Origin of the sequence: Halorubrum ezzemoulense DSM 17463 (assembly GCF_002114285.1) — an archaeon.
GTDB lineage: Archaea > Halobacteriota > Halobacteria > Halobacteriales > Haloferacaceae > Halorubrum > Halorubrum ezzemoulense.
The window spans coordinates 1-18,079 of the sequence record NZ_NEDJ01000066.1; the positions used below are offsets into that span (position 1 = coordinate 1).

Consider the following 18,079-nt stretch of genomic DNA (forward strand, 5'->3'; position numbering starts at 1 on the left):
ACTCTGTTACCTACCGCGGGGTTCACCGGAGCTGAACCCCGCGGAAGAGTGTTGGAGACAACTTGATCAAGAACTTGGGAACCGCCTGTTTGACACACTCGACGATCTCCGTGAGGCTGCTCTCTCTGTACTCAACCGGGTCGAAATCCCAGATGTGTTTGCGTATTTATGTCCGTGAGTATAAGCCCACGTTGGGAGTTACTATTAGATTCAGGTGAGAAGAAGAAATTCCATGGAGCGGCTCTTTATGAGCCACCGATACTGACCACGGAAGATCCATTATTCACTGGTGGTATTTCTGGGCATGGCTAGCCGTTCATATCGAATCACTCGGTCTCTTGGAAAGTATTATTTATCTTGGAATTTCCGTTACAAGATAGCTGTAGTACCGTAGTCATCCCGGAAATCGTCCCCACTCAATGACGGACCCAACCAACTACCGAACGAACCGCGATCTGTTTTCGAACCACTACCTGAACGACCACCTCCACGATATGGAGGCTTGGACTGAGATCCCGGACGCAGAAGTAGAAACAGCGTTCTCGGAGATCAAGTCGATTCTCGACGAGAAAGGCGACCGCGTCGAAGACTACAACGAGGCTCAGCTTGAGCGGAACGTCATTCGACCCATCTTCGAGATCCTCGATATCCCGTTTGAGATCGAGGAGACGGTGATGCGGAACGCGCGACGACCGGATTACGGATTTTTCCCCAGCGAAGAGGCCGCCGATGCGGCGTTCGATCGAGAAAACTTCTACCAAGAGGCAATCGCCGTCGCGGACGCGAAACGATGGGGTCGCAAGCTCGACACGCGGGGCGAAGAGAAACGGGACTTCGAGAACCCAAGCTACCAGATTCATAGCTACCTCCAAGAAACGCCACCGCAGTGGGGGGTCCTCACGAACGGGGAGAAGTGGCGACTCTACTACGGGCCGACGAGCCACCGGTTGGACTCCTACTACGAGATAGATCTCCCCAAAGTCCTCTCCATCGGCGAGGAGGAAGGCGATCTGGAGGCATTCAAGGAGTTCTACCTCTTCTTCCGGCAGGGAGCATTCCTCGACGACCAGACTGGAGACTGTTTCCTCGACGACGTCTACGACCAGTCAACCGCCTTCGCAGAAGCACTCGGAGAGGACCTCCAAGAGAACATCTACGAAGCCATTCGCGTCCTTGCGGAAGGCTTCCTCGACACTAACGATAACTTGGACGAGGAAGATCTCGACCGGATCCACGACAGCTCGCTCATCTATCTCTATCGGCTCATCTTCGTTCTCTACGCCGAGAGCGAGGGACGGAACCTCCTCCCGACGGAGAACGAGATCTACAGCGAGACCTACAGTCTGAACGACCTGAAACAGGTCGTCGTCGAGAAGCGCGACGAGACCCAACAGCACTACCAGACGTGGCAGACGGATCTCTGGGACAAGCTGGACGAACTGTTCGTTCTCATCGACCAAGGGAGCCAAGGAAAGGGAATCCCGAAAGACGACCTCTACATTCCGGCGTACAACGGTGGGCTGTTCCGGACTGATCCGGAGGAGGACGACACTGTTGAGGCACAGTTCCTCTCGAACCACGAGGTCGGAGACGCGTACATTGCCGAGGTCATCGAACTGCTCACGCGCCACGAGGCGTCTGAAGGCCAGGGGAAGGTCTTCGTGGACTACTCCTCGCTTGACGAGCGGAACCTCGGGTCCATCTACGAAGGACTCTTAGAGTACACACTCGCCGTCGCAGACGAACCCTTGACCGTCGATGACGGTGAGTACGTTTCTGCGGGTGAGGGTGATGACATCACCGTTGAGGAGGGTGAGGTCTACCTGCGCACCGACGACGGTGAGCGCAAGGCGACGGGATCGTACTACACGCCGGAGTACGTCGTCGAGTACATCGTCGACGAGACGCTCGGGCCACTGGTACAGGAGATCCGCGAGGACTTGGTCGCAAACAGCGCACGAGGAGACGATCGCGGGTTCGCCGAGGAGTTTGCCGACCGAGTGTTTGACCTGACTGTACTCGATCCAGCGATGGGGAGTGGTCACTTCCCAGTCAACGCAGTCGACTATCTCGCCCGTGAGATCATCGATGCGCAAGAGCAGCAGGACCGGCAGGCACTCGACTCTGCCGACGCCGAGATTCGCGCCCCCACTACCGAGGAGGGGGAACTGCGGGACATCAACTGGGCCCGGCGCAAAGTCGCTCAGCGCTGTATCTACGGCGTCGACGTCAACCCCCTCGCGACCGAACTGGCGAAGGTCTCTCTCTGGCTGCGGACGCTCGCTGCCGAGCAACCGCTTGCGTTCCTCGATCATCACCTCAAGACTGGCAACTCGCTCGTCGGGAGCGACATCGAGGACGTGCTGTCAGACGGCGACGAAGACGCTACGGGGGATGGCCAGCTAACCCTCCAGCAGTCGTTCGACCACACGCGTCAGCGTGCGATGGAGCACGTCACTGATCGCTTCCAAGACCTGCTCAACATCGACAACGAGACGCTGGAGGATGCGAAGGAGATGGAGGCGGTGTACGACGACGTGCGCGCCGACCCGCTCTACAAGAAGCTCCTCGCGATGGCCAACGTCCACACCGCCGACGCGTTCGGTCTCGATATTCCTTCTGACGCAGATGAACGCATGGCCCGTGCGCTCCATAGTGATGCGTGGGAGAAAATAGAACAACAGGACTGGTTCAAAAGTGCGCAAGCGATGGCCGAGGAACAACGCTTCTTCCACTGGGAACTGGAGTTCCCGATAGCGTTCTACGATCAAGATGGAGAGCGGAAGGCAGATGCAGGGTTCGACGCAGTGATCGGGAATCCGCCGTATATGCGGATTCAGACCATCCGAAAGGGTAGTACAGAAGTGCCGGATTATTATGAGACATCCTACTCGTCATCTCATAAGAATTACGATATTTATGCACTATTCGTAGAGAAGGGTAATAGCCTTCTGTCAAACGATGGTGAGCAAGGATATATTATTCCACATAAATTTATGCAGGCGGAGTTTGGGACTGCACTTCGCGAATATCTCTCTGACCGAGGAGCTGTGAGAAAAATAGTCGATATGGGGCACTACCAAGTCTTCGGAGAAGCAGCGACGACCTACACATGTCTGCTGTTCCTTTCGGGTGATGAGAATGAGGAGTTTGATTACGCAGAACTAAATGACGATCCCAGAGACCTCAACGACCTAGATACTGCAAAATTACAAAGTAACCAGATTGGGGAAGATCCGTGGATCCTTCTGTCTCCTATTGAGCTTGATGCGGTAGAAAAAATGGAAGCATGCCCCTCACTCGAACAAATCAGTGATGAGATTTTTGTAGGTATACAGACAAGTAAAGATTCTGTATACGCAATTGATGTTCTCGAAGATCTAGGGGATGAAATGAAAGTCCGATCAGAAGAGACTGAGCGAGAGTATGAGTTTTCGAAGGATCTACTTGTCCCGTATCTTAAAGGACAAGATGTCGACCGATATAGTTCTCCTAAAAATCGAAAAGTTCTGATTTTCCCCTATCACACGTCCTCCGATGGATATGAATTGATGGAGAGCGAAGAAATTAGAGCATCTGCACCCTCTGTTTGGGAATACCTTCTCGAAAACAGGGATGTATTGGAAGCGCGAGATGGTGGAAGCATGAATGGCGAAGATTGGTACGGATATACCTATCCCAAGAGCCTTCATCAGCACAAGAAAAATAAAATACTCACACCTGAAATCAGCGATAATTGTAGCTTCACTATTGACAGAGATGGAAAACATTCGACATCGGTGATTTACAGTATTACTGCATCAAATACAGATTATAGTCTTGAATATTTACTTGGGGTCCTCAACGCGACACCGACGTGGTTCTACGTCAGCAACACGAGTCATGTTCTCCGTGGCGGATACTATCGTTTCAAAACGGGCTATCTCCAACCAGTTGGTATCCCTGAGATCCAGGCAGACAGCGATAGTGTCAACAAAAGCAAAATCAAGGATGTAATGAATGAGTACCAAAACGAGAACTACTCGTCTGTCGTTGACACAGTTGTGGAACTGCTAAATACTGACGAGGAGTCGACTGTTCACGGTCTTTTCAAGCCCCTCGTGGATGAGCGTATTCATACCCAAGATGTCCGAAAAGACCTCAATCTTGATCTACTCAACTACCTCGGAAACTACAAAGAAAGCCCAAAGCTCCCCGATATCGGTTTTTTCCAGCCATCCACGTCAAATATCCTCGATGCAACCACAGAGGAGTACGAGAAGCTCCAAGTCGAGCGTGCTCGAACAAAGCGTGACGGTTCCTCCGTGACCATTGAGGCGACAGCACGATATAAACCGGAAGACGAAGACGAGTTCGAGACCGATACCTACGACTACACTGAGACAACGTTTTTCGAGGCGTTCACGCTCACAGATCTAAGCGAGGAGGAGGCCGCCCTCGTTGAGGCGTTCGTACCTGTCGCCGTTGAAAAAGAGATCGGTGGCTTCCGCGACAACGCCACAAAGACTAACTCCCTAATAGACCGCCTGAAGGCAATGACTCTACCCGACCCCGATGACGTATCAGACGATCTCCAACGCTATATCGAGACGAAGGAACGCGCTGACGAACTCGACGAGAAGATCGAAAAGACTGACCAGCTCATCGACGAGATCGTCTACGATCTCTACGACCTGACTGACGAGGAAATCGATATCGTGGAAGAAGCAGTCACCGACGACTGACCCAATCTACAACACTACAACCACGACAGGCCGGCATTCAGCTCCTCTAGGAAATCCGGCCGCACCTGAACGCTTGGTGGGAACGTAATCGGCTCGCCCTCTTTCTCGGTGATCGTCTCTCGGAGGAACGGATGGGCAGGCTCGAAAGATGGACTCGTCCGTATCCGATACTCACTGTCGACCGTGAACAGCGCGGCGTCGAACGCCCGGTGATGAAGCGAGTTCAGCACGAGCACGTTCTCCGCGTGCTCTGCGAGCTCCGGGTGCTGGCTCCGCGGGAGGATATGCGCTAAGTCGAGTAGCGACCCCTCACGGATACCGGTCATCGCGCAGGCATGCCCGTACCGCTCGAACGTCTCTGCCCGGAACGCTTCACTCACCGTCGTCTCGGTCGTTTCGTAGCGCCGAATCTCTCCCTCTGTATCGAGCGTCTCACCTGTCGGCCACTGAGAGATCTCCCCTTCCCTGACCCACTGTTTCCAGACGTCGGGTGCTTGGCCGTCGTCGTTCGTCTGCGCACGCTCGTGGAGCCACGAGACGGGGACTCCCTGTGTGTTGAGAATCGAGAGATGGAACCGGTAGTTCGGTATCTGCGCTCCCGAATCGCCCTGATAGGTCCGCACCTCGAAGTGATCCGGGACGCAGAGCCCACAGAACTCGACGACGCCGCTCTCGGGCTTCCGGAACACCAGTATCGGTGGGACCTCTTCGCGTCGCCCCGAAGCTGCTCTGTCGAACGCGTCCTTGATTTTCCGGTTCTGTGTCGACTCGTCGTACCGGATATTCTCCTTCGCATCACCCCAGTAACTCACGTAGCCGGCGTTGACCGCCAGCGTGTCCTCCCACGGATCGTCGTGCTGGGAGACACCAGTATCGTTCGAGACGAGGACGAGGGCGGCGGGGATCTCTGAGCGATCTGCGCCGAGGTCACGGATCCCTCCAGTGTTTTTGATTCCGCTACTCAGCGGGCCGCGAATCCACCGCAGAAACTGGTCTTCCGCATCTCTGAAGCTTCCTTTGTCACGATAGACTTCGCCGACGCGGAACGCATGCCCCATCCTGTTTCGCTTATGACGTCTGTTGAACAAAAATACCGGGGAGAAGTCACATCGTATCTGGAATGACGATGTTCCGAGAAGTTAAGTTCAGTCACCACATCGGAATCTGTCAGTGTCTGATTGCGCGTGTAAATTCGATATCGGAGACCGCGTCAGCTTCGCAGGCGGCGAGGGTGAGCTGGTCAAAATCAACCACCGACCATCGGGTCAGTGTCTGCTCCATATTCTGACTGACGACGATAACTCGAAAAAGCTCCCCGCTGCGGTTGTTGACCTGATAGACAGTAGCGACGCGCTGCTTGAGAAAGGCGAGTTCGACGATCCAGAACGTTTCCACCTCCGTGCCCGAGCAGCCGAACTAGACCTCGCCCACCGGCAGGACCGATTCGTTGCGCTGGAAAACAACCGAATCGACATCGCCCCTCACCAAGTAAAAGCTGCTCACGAGATCCTAACATCGTACGATCACCGCTATCTCATCGGCGACGAGGTTGGTCTCGGAAAGACTATCGAGGCCGCAATCGTTATCGAAGAGCTCGCCGCCCGTGGGCAGGCTGACCGCGTTCTCATCGTCGCTCCCGCGCCGCTTACCACCCAATGGCAGGAAGAGCTGCGCGAGAAGTTCGATACAAACTACGTGATTTACGACCGCGACTACGTGGAGGCGAAACGTGATGCCTATCCTGCCGAGAATGTCTGGACGCACGAAGATCGGATTATCACCTCCATCGACTTCGCAAAACAGGACGACGTACGCTCGGCTCTGAAGAACGTCCAAGAAGAGTGGGACATCGCTCTTTTCGACGAATCTCATCACCTCACCGCTCGCCGTGAAGGCAAACGTGGGATCGATAAGACGGACCGCTACAAAGTTGGAGAGGCTGTTTCGGAGACGTCTGACGGACTACTGTTCCTGACCGGCACCCCGCACAACGGGAAGCGTGATCAGTTCTATTTCATGATCTCTCTTCTCGACCCTTACCGCTTCCGCGACGAACACGACGTCAACAAAGAGGGGCTGAAGGATTTGATGATCAGACGGCTCAAAGACAAGATGTACAACAAGGACGGGACGCCGATGTTCCCGGAGAAGAACATCCAGACCCTTCCTGTCGAGTTCACGCCCCAGGAGCGCGAGCTCTACGAGGATATCACGGAGTACATCACTGAACATTACAACCTCGCCAGTCAAGAAGAGAATGATGCCGCGGGCTTCGCGATGGTCCTCTACCAGAAACGGCTGGTCTCCTCAATTTACGCCATTCAGCAATCACTCCGCAACCGGATGGAGTCCATCAAAGCGGGCGGTGCCGATTTAACTGATCTCTCGGAGCTTACAAAGAGTCTCCTTGACGAGTATCGAGATAATCCAGAACTCCTTACAGAGGCTCAGCGGGAGCGTGTCGAGGAGGAGCTTGGTGCCGCCGCAGCCTCTGGTGATCCGGACAAAATTGAACAGGAACTCGAGATGGTCCGTGATCTCTATAATCAGGCGAAGGCGATCAAAGTCGACTCGAAAGCAGAGCGACTTCGTGAGTACGTTGACGGGATTTTAGAGGAGGATCCCGACGAGAAGATCCTCATCTTCACAGAGTATACAGATACTCTCGAGTACCTGAAAGGCCAAGTGTTCGGCGACAGGGATATCGCCGAGATTTACGGCGACCTTTCGCAGACACAGCGTCAACAGCAGTTCGAGAAATTCGAAGGACCGGCAAACGTGATGCTGGCCACCGACGCTGCTCGAGAAGGACTGAATCTACAGTTCGCCCATATTATGGTGAACTACGACCTTCCATGGAATCCAACTCGCATTGACCAGCGGATCGGGCGACTCCACCGCTACGGACAGGATAAGACTGTCGAGATCAGAAACTTGTTCTTCAAAGACACTCGTGAGAGTATCATCCTTGAGCGGCTTCTCGAGAAGATTGACGAGATTGAGGAAACCCTTGGGATGAGTTCAGACGTGTTAGGGCTGGTTCTCGAAGACGTTGATCTCGAAGAACAGATCATGTCTGCTCTCGCAAGGGGGGAGAACCCAGAACAAGTCGTTGACGACCTCGAGACTATCGTTGAAGAGCAAGAAGAGGCGGTTCGACGCGTCGACGACGAACTGCTCATCCGAGACAAATTTGACCTGAGTAAGGAAGATCGAGATGTCCTCGACATTGTCAAGGAGAGCGCCGAGGACACGGTCAGCGAGGCCGATGTTGCGTACCTTGTCAGGACCGTCTGCCAAGAGTTCGGCGGCGGAATCAAAAACGTCCGACCTGGGCCTGCCGACGATGGCGATGACGTGTTTGACCTAGTTGTTCCTGACCAGCTTACTGGTAATGACGTGAAGAAGCGGTACGACGGTGCGACGTTCGACCGAGAAAACGCGCTTGCCGACGAGAGTCTTGAGTTCATCACCCTCGATCACTCTGTGGTCCGAGCGATGATGGCCTACTGTCTGGATACGGATGCTATCGGCGGCCAAGCTGCTGTCCTCACCGGCGGGGAAAACTTGGAAACACCAGGTCTCCTCTGTCACTATCGGATCGGATACCTCTCGGGTACTGGCGATACTGTTACCGAAGAACTCGTTCAAGTGTACGTTACGCCTGATGGAACCACTCGAGTAGAGGACATCGACATCACCGGTGGTCTGCCTTCTTCTGCTGTCGACGGCCATCCGTCTATAAGTGCGGTTTCATCACAGGCTGAAAAGCTCCTCTCGAAGGCTGATAACGTTGCTTGGGAACTTATTGATGATCTCGCACAGGAGGCACGTGCCGAGCGGGAGCGTGAAGTCCGAATCCGTCGAGAACATGCTCAGAACTACTTCCAACACCGTATGGCAGACCTCGAAGAACGAATTGAGCAGTTCGAGAAGCGTGATCGTGCCGGCGAAGACATGAGCGCAGTGTTAGCAAAACATCAGAGCCAGCTTGCGGAGCTGCGCGAAAAAAAGAACGCGGAAATGGCCCGACTCGAGAATGAAAAGCAGGTTGTACCCGATGAGCCCGACCTCGTGAACATGGCTGTAGTCGTCGATGCGTTCGAGGACTGACCTCCGTTCCGAACCGCTTTCCACACCGCTCCACGTGGGTCGATACAATGAATTCAAAGCCGTCCGCAATTGACCTCTTCTGCGGCGCTGGTGGACTTTCTGAGGGGCTTCGGTGGGCCGGCTACGATGTACAGTGGGCGCTTGACCACGACGAATCCGCTGTCGAGACCTACCGTGAAAATCACGGCGACCACGTCATTCAGGCAGATATCCGCGAAACCGACCCGGCCGTGGACAGCCCAAATATCGAACCGGGTGAGCTCGATCTCGTGGCTGGTGGGCCACCGTGTCCCTCATTTTCCAACATCGGTCAATCGAAGCTCGGTTCTCTCGAAGATCGCTCGGTAGACGAGGACGAACGGAATTTGTTGTATCTTGACTTTCTTCGCTACGTCGACCACTTCCAACCACGTGCATTCGTCATGGAGAACGTTCCCGGGATGCTGGCCGATACAGTTCTAGTCGAGTCGGACACCGTCCAAGAATCGCTTCCGAGTGGATCGGGAGCAGAGATTGAGCGGTATCCTGTCGGGAAGGAGGTCCCTGTGACTGACATTATTCTTGAGGAAATGGAGAGCCTCGGCTACTCCGCGGACTGGTTCAAGATTGATTCAGCTGATTTTGGGGTCCCACAGCACCGAGAGCGGCTCTTCTTTATAGGTCGACAGACCGACGGGAACCTACCGAAACTCGAACAGTGGCGAACCCACCGCCCACCGACAACACGGGAAAAAACACAGCGAGTTCAGGTCCGACCAGAACTCAGAGACGATGTCGAAGAAACTCAAACAACCCTTGAGGATAACTCATCCGTTCTCCCGCAATTCAAGCGTGCTTGGGAACACAAACGTCCCCATCTCACTGTCGCAGATGCCATTATGGATCTCCCCCCTATCTCTCCCAAGGGAGAGATGCCCCCGACTAGGGCGACGGAATACACGCTCCCGCCCATCACACCCTATCAAGAATGGATTCGAGATATCCCTGCGGATGAGGAGTGGGAAGACCAAGACCTCCAGAATCACGATGCGCGTTGGCACAATCATCTTGACCTCTCCATCTACAAGCTCCTTGGCCACGGTGTAGGCTGGAACATCGGCCAAGTGAGCACGTCACTTCAGCCTTACCGGGATGACGTCTTCCAAGACAAATACAAAAAGCAGAATCCAGCAGAACCGGCGTCGACGATCCTCGCGCACATCCAGAAAGACGGGCACATGTTCATTCATCCGACAGAGGCACGGTCGCTTTCTCCCCGAGAAGCGGCGCGGCTCCAGTCGTTCAAAGACACGTACTGGTTCCCTGAGAGCCGGACAAACGCCTACCGCCTAATCGGTAACGCGGTTCCGCCGAGACTCGCAGAGGCGGTTGGCGTCGCCATTCAACAAATAATCCTATCTGATCAGTACGCTGATGTCTGAGACACAATGTCCGCTAGCACTCTTCTGTGGGAGATTGTTGATACCGCTCTCTATGTATTGTCGGAACATAGGCTAGCAGTCTGATGGCTCAAATCCTCGGTTCTACACTCGATTAGTTTCACAAAGAATCGCAGGAATGCTCTACATCCTGAGAAATTTTGCTCGTGATTATTGCGCTAATCCCCGCCACTCGATATCATAACAGACCCGCAACGGGCGTGTGAGAGGTTATTGTTTGAACGCTTTCGCCACAAGCAGTGGGAAGACAAGTGTGGCCTCTGCTTCCACTTGTGTGTAGTTCGTCTGGTTTTCTTTGATCTTCCCCCAAGAAACCGCCTCGTTTGGCGGTGCACCCGATAATGACCCATCACCCTCCATCCCCGTTGAAATATACACTACGTAATCCGCTCCTCCTCGAAAGAGGTTCGTCATGATTGCATGGTGTTTCGGTACTCCACCCCCCACCGCGATGAGCCCCGTCGAGTCCGCCAGCAGCCCATCTTCAATTAGCGAGTCATAGTCATCCAAAATCTCAATACCCACTTCTGAATCGTACCCTTGACGATAATAGTAGAGGAAGTTCCCGACCTCGGAGTCCGTCAACGCTGGACAGTACACCGGTACGTCGTTGTCCGCGGCCTGCTTCAGAACCGAATCCTCATCCTCAAGAGTTTCACCTAACTCGCGTGCGAACGACGTCGGTGTTCTCACTTTCTCCTCTGCGAAAAAGTCCTCAAAGAAATCATACAGATACTCCTCCAACCACACATACCGGTCAGAAGGAACGAAGAGATTCCCGAGCCGATTGATCCCACGCTCACGGAGCGATGCCTCGTCTGCGTCCCATTTTCCCATCTTGAATGGCTTTGCCGTCTTGATCACGTCCTCGGTCAGCGATCCAGACGTCGTAATAACTACGTCCACATACCCCTCTCGAACGAGATATGCGACGGTCTCGCGCAGCCCCGACGAGATGATGTTTGACGTGAACGTGAGGTAGACAGTGGCGTCCGCCTCCTGCATACGTTCGGCGATGTCGATTGCCTCTGCGAGCTGCGTCGCCTGGAACCCCGTTGTCCCATAGGCGTCGAGCATCTCGTCAAAATCAAATTCTCCACGAAAGTCGTAGCCACGAACATCCGGCGTGTCAGGTTCCTCATCACTCCCAGGAACGACGTCGCTGTGAGAGTCATCTTTGTCCATACTACTGGATAATCTGACGCCGGTTTGAAGAACTCGGAATCGGTCTCCAAGCCGTTGATGAAACCCTCAGCAGTTGAGAGTTTTACACTCTAAACCGGTCAGTACAGGATATTCTCGGAGCAAGTAGCAGCGAGTGATGATAGAACAGTTGTCGACTAATAATCCGTCCCACCGGTCTTATGATGTACCCGATGGAATCGGTGGATATGCGCTGGTTTGTTCGAGGTCTCGCATCCGTCTTACTCGGATTATTCGTCGGGTTTTCTGTCGCGTTTATCGCTACTCCAGACCCGACTGGCCTTTTGTCGGTCGTTGTTGGACTGGTCCTAACTGTCGCGTTGACGGCGATATTCTACGCTGGCATCGATAGGATAGCACCTTCCGAATCGGAGTAGCTGCCGTTGTGTTCGCAGCCCTCGTCGACCGGCTGTTTCACACGAGAATGTCTGGAAAGTCGGATTTCAACACAACAGTAGTCCCTTGTTCTCTAGTAAATAGCTCCGGACATGGTGGTGTGCGAGTTCCCACGATTGCTCGTCAACGAAAGCTCCGGAAACAGTGGAGGGGCAGTATTGAACCCACACACCACTGCTTCAAGTGAAATAATAGACTCCATTGGCGGTGGGCCTTCTCAGCAGTTCTCCATGAGAGTGAGCGATCTCGCTCTTATACAGATTATCGGTATAATCAGCGAACTCCCTATGCGAGAGATGCCAATACAAACGTATGAGATTGGGTGACTAAGAGCCCTCAGAAGCCCTCAAGAGCAGAGTTACTATTCCTCGTACGTGATGTTCATCAGCCATTGGGAGAAGGCGTCTGCCTGCGGATTGACATCTTCCTCACCGACGAATGGCGAGAGCATGTCACCTGCCATCAGCAGTGAAAAGTCAAGATCAGATGCTGTTGGTTCGAGATAGTAGGTTCGCTGACCTTCGTACACCGCTTCTTCACGCTGAATCAGCTCGGCACTCTCAAGCCCTTCAACTAGTCGGCTTCCTTTTCGCGAAGAGACACCCAGCTCTTTCCAAAAGTCGCTCTGGTGAATCCCACCCGTCTCACGGACCAGTTCAAGACCCGCACGTTCGTCCTCCGAGAGATCGGCTTCACCCTGTGACGCACTCATATTCCAACAGCTAACGTGTCTCCATTATAATCCGTCTTTCTATTGCTAACACTGGTTATAATATTGGTCGTGATTGCTGTGCTGATCAGGTCGAGCTACCGGGTGAATCTCTCAATAGTCTCCAGCAGAGTCGAACACGTCGGTGAAGTCCTGAAGAATATCTTGTGACGACTTGCCATCAGCACGAGATGGAATTGGATCCTCCCAGCATTCGATCTCGAGTGTTTGTGTATCCGATATCTGATGCGGATCAGTTGCCACATTGAGAATCGCCGTGTGATAGATAGCAAGGAGTCGGTGGTCATGGACACTCACATGGTCGATGCCAGCTCGATTCAGGACTGCTGGGATATCCGTGCGACCAGAGAGAGACACCGAGACGGTTGGAGAATCCGGGTCACCCATACCAGCAATTCTCACATCAGACGGATAAACTACCCGTGCTGGAGAGCCTCAAGGAGTTCGCGTTGAGCGTTAGGACGGTATCATAGAAGTCTTCTCACACCTACACAGGAATCGCTCAGTACAGAGGTTTATGTAGCAAACCGACTCTGTTTATGACGAGGCTCTCGCTCTGAAACGGTAGATAGGATTTTAATAATTCGCGGAGGAGACAGTAAATCCATGCCCTCCCGTCGAAGTATTATTGCGTCAATTGGAGGTGCGGCTGTGAGCGGATTTAGTGTGTGGTACTGGTTTACTTCTAAATCCGCAACGGGATATGTCCAAGAGAAATCAATCGAAGCGAGATACCGAGAAGACAATCAATTACACAGTGAATCGATTATTACCGTCACCCTCAGCAACCCGCCGGGTTCTGACCCCCCTCAATTAAATTGGTTACACGATGACTGGCAAAGTCAGTTTGATTCTCCAAGCAGCCCGGTTGTCTCTGAAGACCTACATCAGGAACTCCAGCAAGCATATGAAGACATCCGGTATGTCGTTGGTGTTTGTAGTCCAACATGGGGTGACGAGCAACAGGAAACAGGGTGTCACAACGCGCCCACGAGTCGAGAGAATTTCAATCAGGTTCAAGTCCACGACCGCGTGACTGCCTCCCGAACCGACACTGGACTCTCAATAGATAGCGTCAACCGAACGTGGTCATTTGTATGAACCGGCGGGAATTCCTGACGGTTGCCAGTGTAGGAGTCGGGGGCACAGCGGGGTGTCTGTCTCCTTCAGAAGAGAATTCTCGGAGCGAATCTATACTTATAGTCGAGAACCAACGCGACAGCGAACAGGAAGCCGTCATTCGGTTTGAGGACGGAGATATTGTACTGTTCGAGGAGACATTCAGGATTGCTGCTGGCGAACAGCATCGGGTAGAGGATGACCTGTCCAGAGGTGCAACGCAGGTTGACGTTTTTGTCGACATCCGGAGTTCACAGGAAGGCACATATGAGGACACTGCTCCGGGTGGTGTGCCCGAATATCGAATCTCTCTCCGTTCAGACGGAGTGAATCTCGTGTGGGCTGAGAATTGATATCTGAATAAATACGCCGAAATTGAACGAAAAACACGCAAGCGCAGTTTTACTCGGTATTAGTTCCGATCTGGTATAGCAACAGGCCGCTAGCTAAGAGAAGCCCTCCAAATGTCAATTCAAACAGACTCCCCGGAAGTAACTGTGAGTAGCCTAATAATGGGTTAGTGAGGAGTACTACACCGACAACCAGAACGAATAGAGATATGATATATTTTGCCGTCTCCTGATAGCTCATCCTAACAAATTTGTCGTATCCGACTCAACTAATACTTTGATGTACTGTGCTGGGCGATTCACGTGCCAGTAAGCAAGTATGTAAAATTTTCTCTATCACCTTAGTTATCAAAAAGTAGATTTCACCAGACGATTGGTGAGCTGATACTCTTGATCGGTGGTAGCGAGAACACCCACGTTAGGGCCGACGTCGATCGTAGCGTGTCTCACCCCGTCACGTCGCCAGACGGACTCATCGGTCGGCATTCGAGCGCGTGTGATACGACTGTCCAGACTTGAATTCCGTCAGTTCCTCGATCCGCGATTCGAGCTCTTCGACTTCATCGCGAAGCTGGTCGGCATCGTCAGCATCGCTCGCCGCAAGTTGGTCTTTCAGCCCTTGGAGCCGCGTTTCCTTGCGATCTTCGTCTACCTCGGCTTTCCGAACGTACTCGGTTTCGTCAATCTCGTAGACGTCGCGTTCAGCAACATCAGTCACCTCGAGGGCGTCGTCAACCTTCCCGCGATCAACGCTCACCACCCGATCACGGTCGATCCCGGCTGATTCGAGCGTGTCCAGCACCTCGTCGTCATCTTTGAGCGAGCGGTTCGTCCGAGCCGTCCGCTGGACCGAACCGTACGATCCCGAGACCGGTCGGTCGTGATGGAGTCGGTCTAAGAGTGTGTCCGCGATCTCCTTGCGGAGGTCGTTGGCGTTCCGTTGAACGTCCGAGAGCAAGGTATACAGGTCGATGAGCGTCCCTGTCTCGACCTCTTCGAGCGCTGTAACCTCGTGGCGTTCCAGCGCGTCGACGAGCAACAGCGCATCCGCGTAGACATCGAGATCGGGTTCTGTCCGTTCGTCGGGAGCAGGGTCAGAGGACGGGCCCTCATCCAGTAATAGTGAGGTGGTTGGCTCTTCGGTCTCGATGATCACACCTCGGTCGTCGTTCACCTCGAATCGTGGATGAAGACTCAATACCGTCGGGTATGGGTCCGCATCGGGTGGGAGTCGATCGAGATCGAATCCATCGGTAGCGTCGGTAACACGTCGATATAATGTCTCGAACTGGTCTTTTTGAAGCGGTCGCGACTCACCGCTATCTGAGAATCTGATGATGACACGGTGTTCCTGGACGCCAGTTATCTGAAACCGGTCGTTCGAGAGTGGTGTCCGGAGCGTCGCTCCTTCCGGGAGATCATCTAAGCGCTCAAGAAGATTGTGCCAGCTGACCCGAAACGACATATTCGTAGTGAGACTGTGGGACGCTAAATGCTTGAGGCTGCTTACAGAACTCACAACTGTATCCGAGTGCGTGGATGCTAATTGGATGGATTCGTAGGAGGACTCCCACATGGGACCCATGACAATTGCCAGTTGGCCGCTTTAGAGGTGTCCAGACCGCCTGAATACGGACACCGGGACAAAATAACAGTAATTGTATGTATGTCTGACGCTCGGCGTGAGTATTAAGACGGAGGCTGGCGCAATATCGCAGTATGCACGGCTAGGCGATGTTTAGAAAGGGGGGAAGTTCCCCTGTTGGCAGCAGGGGCCGCTTGGGAAGGGACAGGATGGCACCTGTCCGAGGAATACGATCCTATTCCTCATTACTTCCGAAGTGGTCTTAATGGTTGCGGTGGTGAGAGTCATCTCCGGCTTTCGCCGATAACCCGCTCTGCTGTCTCTGAAACGGCCGATTATCCGATTTCGGCCGTAGCGTCGAGCACGTGCGCGGAGAGCGCACTATGCAGGACCACCCGGCTCATGGAGGTGTGCCAGCGGCGTGAGTCGCTTCGCTGTCGTTGGTTGTTCCAACTGTAGCCAACACTGGGTCATCGAGGATGCCGTCAGCAGTGGCGCTGCTAACACTCGTGAGTGCCCTCGGTGTGGGAGTCAGCATTCAGATGGCCAGTTGCGACGTCGAGTAAGAGCCGACACGTGGGAGAATGCTGTTGAGCAACGGGCAGCACTTCTCGCGAACACTCGGAACGCCAGCGCTGAGTTCGACGGGGTTGGCCACTACGCTGATCTTGAAGAGGAATGGGACCGCGACCTCGTTAGCCAACCACTCGGCGTACAGGTGCTTACAGGTGCCTTCGCAGACGATCAGCACCTCGACACAGCGGAGCGAGAGTCACCCGAGAAAACCGATCAGAGCTCTCGTCAGCTTGGAGATCTCCGCTGTGATGAGGACGCAGGTCTCTGGGTGGTTCAGCAGTACCCGGCTGTGTCGTCTGGGACAGTACACCTCGACAAAGAGAGCCGACCGGGTGAACTCTGGGAGCGTCTTGTTGGAGTCCTCGAAGCCGATATTGCGCTCGCTGTGCGCGAACTCGTCGGTGGTGTCGCTGATGGGGCCGCCTGGCAGACGCTTGAATCGATTATCGACGACCAGCTCGGGACAGTTGACCAAGAGGCGCTTCCAGACGCAGAGAGCCTCAACGGGTCGATCGTTGCGTCGACGCTGTTGAGCCTGTGTAAAGACGTCGAGTCCGAGCAGCATCAGCAGGCGCTCGAACTGCTCGAAAGCTTTGGGAGCTCGGAGTTCGGCCCGCTTGGCATCGGGTTCCCTGGTGAGCTTGCGGATGTTCGCCGGGTTGTGAAGCCGTTGCTCGCAGCCGCAGCCCATACGCCGACACTCACCGTGCGGATCGATGAGTCATTCCGGGAGATCGGCCACGCTGACCAACGCCGGCAGATGGTCCAGCTGCTCAGTTGGCTTGGCCACGGTGTGGACGTCCGGATTGTGTTTGAGTCGTCTATCTGGATGCGGCGCTTCGCTTGGAGTTATGATCCGGAGATCGACATCGACGAACTGGATGGGAATGTCCCGGACGTGGCAGCGTTCGATGTGAGTTCACAATGCGATACAGGCCGGCGCGCTCACGGAACTGTCGACGACCACGTCGCGGCTGCGTGTGAGGCGCTTGAGACGGACGGTGAGGTTGTCGCAACCCTCGAGCGTATCGGCGCGGAAGCCGGCCAGACAGCCGGCTACGAGGCGCTCTATGAGGCTGCTCCGTACGATGACCCCGACCAGTCTCGGAACAACGTCGCGTACCACCTACGCCAGCTTCGCGAACACGAACTCGTGACGGACCGCATCGCGACCAGCGACGGGAGCAAAGTCGCAATTCGCCCGGCTGGGGTGCGTTTCCTCGAAGAAATCGGCCGATCTGGAACGCAGCAGAAACCCCTTCAGAATTTTGTGAGTCGGACCGGAAAATCTACCGACAATCTGGAGTCTAGACCCGCGCACACACGTGAGGGGGGGACCGGCTGGAGCCGCGACCGCCTCCCGGCACTCCACACTATCCAACCGCTTTCTCGCTCTACGTATCAGGCCGCCGTCGCGGCGACCCCCGAGAATGGCGTCGCAACTGTCGATGCGGCGGTCTCCGAGTGGGACGATCGAGCAGCTCCTCGGCGCTACATGGACTGGGACAATGATCGGCTCGCCGTGGCCGCCGAAGTCGACAATCCGATGCAGTGGGCAGTCTGTACTGCTCGGTCGTTGGGTGACGGGTTTGTCTGGGACAATCTGCTAACTGACGAGCGACTCGACGAGAACGGTGAGTTCCGCCGACTGCTCCAAGAGGCACCCAATATTTTACAGAACAGTGCGTGCCTTGGGTGGATTGCTGAAGAAGACGATCTCGTCGACGATGTCGATGAGTTTGGCGACCGCATACAAGCTGTTCTCGAGGAGATTTGCGAGATGACGCGGGACATGACTCACGGCGAGTACCGCGAGTACAACTCTCGAACGGCGTTTCGGACGA

At 54.3% G+C, this 18,079-nt stretch carries 11 protein-coding genes and 2 pseudogenes; 7 read left to right on the forward strand and 6 right to left on the reverse strand.

Annotation, left to right across the window (positions count from 1 at the left end; genetic code table 11):
* Both B9H04_RS14450 and B9H04_RS14455 read left to right on the forward strand, forming a co-directional pair.
* On the forward strand, positions 1-178 hold a 178-nt coding region (locus B9H04_RS14450), incomplete at its 5' end, for a transposase (RefSeq protein ID WP_211277043.1).
* A gap of 241 nt (positions 179-419) precedes the next feature.
* Positions 420-4,724 carry an Eco57I restriction-modification methylase domain-containing protein gene (locus B9H04_RS14455; RefSeq protein WP_049933219.1) on the forward strand — a complete coding sequence of 1,435 codons (4,305 nt, stop codon included), beginning with the start codon at positions 420-422 and terminating at the stop codon, positions 4,722-4,724.
* 14 nt (positions 4,725-4,738) lie between these two features.
* On the opposite strand, the gene B9H04_RS14460 is transcribed toward B9H04_RS14455, so the two are convergent.
* Positions 4,739-5,812: an HNH endonuclease gene (locus B9H04_RS14460; protein WP_248648694.1), complete on the reverse strand. Its 1,074-nt coding sequence runs from the start codon at positions 5,810-5,812 to the stop codon at positions 4,739-4,741.
* 82 nt (positions 5,813-5,894) lie between these two features.
* On the opposite strand from B9H04_RS14460, the gene B9H04_RS14465 reads away from it, so the two are divergent.
* Both B9H04_RS14465 and B9H04_RS14470 read left to right on the forward strand, forming a co-directional pair.
* On the forward strand, positions 5,895-8,837 hold the full coding sequence (locus B9H04_RS14465) for a DEAD/DEAH box helicase (RefSeq protein WP_049933215.1): 2,943 nt from the start codon (positions 5,895-5,897) through the stop codon (positions 8,835-8,837).
* Positions 8,838-8,884: 47 nt separating this feature from the next.
* Complete coding sequence (locus B9H04_RS14470; protein ID WP_049933214.1) at positions 8,885-10,258, forward strand: DNA cytosine methyltransferase; 1,374 nt, start codon at positions 8,885-8,887, stop codon at positions 10,256-10,258.
* A gap of 228 nt (positions 10,259-10,486) precedes the next feature.
* Here the strand turns inward: B9H04_RS14470 and B9H04_RS14475 are convergent, their stop codons facing one another.
* The 3 genes from B9H04_RS14475 to B9H04_RS18230 form a co-directional block, all read right to left on the reverse strand.
* Positions 10,487-11,461: a deoxyhypusine synthase gene (locus tag B9H04_RS14475; protein ID WP_007997362.1), complete on the reverse strand. Its 975-nt coding sequence runs from the start codon at positions 11,459-11,461 to the stop codon at positions 10,487-10,489.
* A gap of 775 nt (positions 11,462-12,236) precedes the next feature.
* Positions 12,237-12,587 carry a helix-turn-helix transcriptional regulator gene (locus tag B9H04_RS14485; protein WP_049933211.1) on the reverse strand — a complete coding sequence of 117 codons (351 nt, stop codon included), beginning with the start codon at positions 12,585-12,587 and terminating at the stop codon, positions 12,237-12,239.
* Between the two features lie 111 nt (positions 12,588-12,698).
* Positions 12,699-12,992 (reverse strand): hypothetical protein, encoded by a 294-nt coding sequence (locus B9H04_RS18230; RefSeq protein WP_139835105.1) that lies wholly within the window; start codon positions 12,990-12,992, stop codon positions 12,699-12,701.
* Between the two features lie 710 nt (positions 12,993-13,702).
* Between B9H04_RS18230 and B9H04_RS18235 the strand changes: the two genes are divergently transcribed.
* Positions 13,703-14,077: a hypothetical protein gene (locus B9H04_RS18235; protein ID WP_139835106.1), complete on the forward strand. Its 375-nt coding sequence runs from the start codon at positions 13,703-13,705 to the stop codon at positions 14,075-14,077.
* A 469-nt stretch (positions 14,078-14,546) separates the two neighbouring features.
* Here the strand turns inward: B9H04_RS18235 and B9H04_RS14495 are convergent, their stop codons facing one another.
* Positions 14,547-15,539 carry a hypothetical protein gene (locus tag B9H04_RS14495; protein ID WP_049933209.1) on the reverse strand — a complete coding sequence of 331 codons (993 nt, stop codon included), beginning with the start codon at positions 15,537-15,539 and terminating at the stop codon, positions 14,547-14,549.
* Positions 15,540-16,080: 541 nt separating this feature from the next.
* Between B9H04_RS14495 and B9H04_RS19650 the strand changes: the two are divergent.
* A pseudogene (locus tag B9H04_RS19650) lies at positions 16,081-16,215 on the forward strand (DUF5817 domain-containing protein); the annotation flags it as partial.
* Here B9H04_RS19650 and B9H04_RS14500 read toward each other — a convergent pair.
* Positions 16,198-16,410 (reverse strand): hypothetical protein, encoded by a 213-nt coding sequence (locus B9H04_RS14500; protein ID WP_085682821.1) that lies wholly within the window; start codon positions 16,408-16,410, stop codon positions 16,198-16,200. The pseudogene B9H04_RS19650 and the gene B9H04_RS14500 sit on opposite strands and share 18 nt — an antisense overlap.
* A gap of 93 nt (positions 16,411-16,503) precedes the next feature.
* On the opposite strand from B9H04_RS14500, the pseudogene B9H04_RS14505 reads away from it, so the two are divergent.
* A pseudogene (locus B9H04_RS14505) lies at positions 16,504-18,079 on the forward strand (ArsR family transcriptional regulator); the annotation flags it as partial.

Excerpts from the sequence above, each read along its gene's own strand:
- B9H04_RS14455 (WP_049933219.1), top strand. The coding sequence starts at position 420 with ATGACGGACCCAACCAACTACCGAACGAACCGCGATCTGTTTTCGAAC.
- B9H04_RS14470 (WP_049933214.1), top strand. The coding sequence starts at position 8,885 with ATGAATTCAAAGCCGTCCGCAATTGACCTCTTCTGCGGCGCTGGTGGA.
- B9H04_RS14475 (WP_007997362.1), bottom strand. The coding sequence starts at position 11,461 with ATGGACAAAGATGACTCTCACAGCGACGTCGTTCCTGGGAGTGATGAG.
- B9H04_RS14485 (WP_049933211.1), bottom strand. The coding sequence starts at position 12,587 with ATGAGTGCGTCACAGGGTGAAGCCGATCTCTCGGAGGACGAACGTGCG.
- B9H04_RS18230 (WP_139835105.1), bottom strand. The coding sequence starts at position 12,992 with ATGGGTGACCCGGATTCTCCAACCGTCTCGGTGTCTCTCTCTGGTCGC.
- B9H04_RS18235 (WP_139835106.1), top strand. The coding sequence starts at position 13,703 with ATGAACCGGCGGGAATTCCTGACGGTTGCCAGTGTAGGAGTCGGGGGC.
- B9H04_RS14495 (WP_049933209.1), bottom strand. The coding sequence starts at position 15,539 with ATGTCGTTTCGGGTCAGCTGGCACAATCTTCTTGAGCGCTTAGATGAT.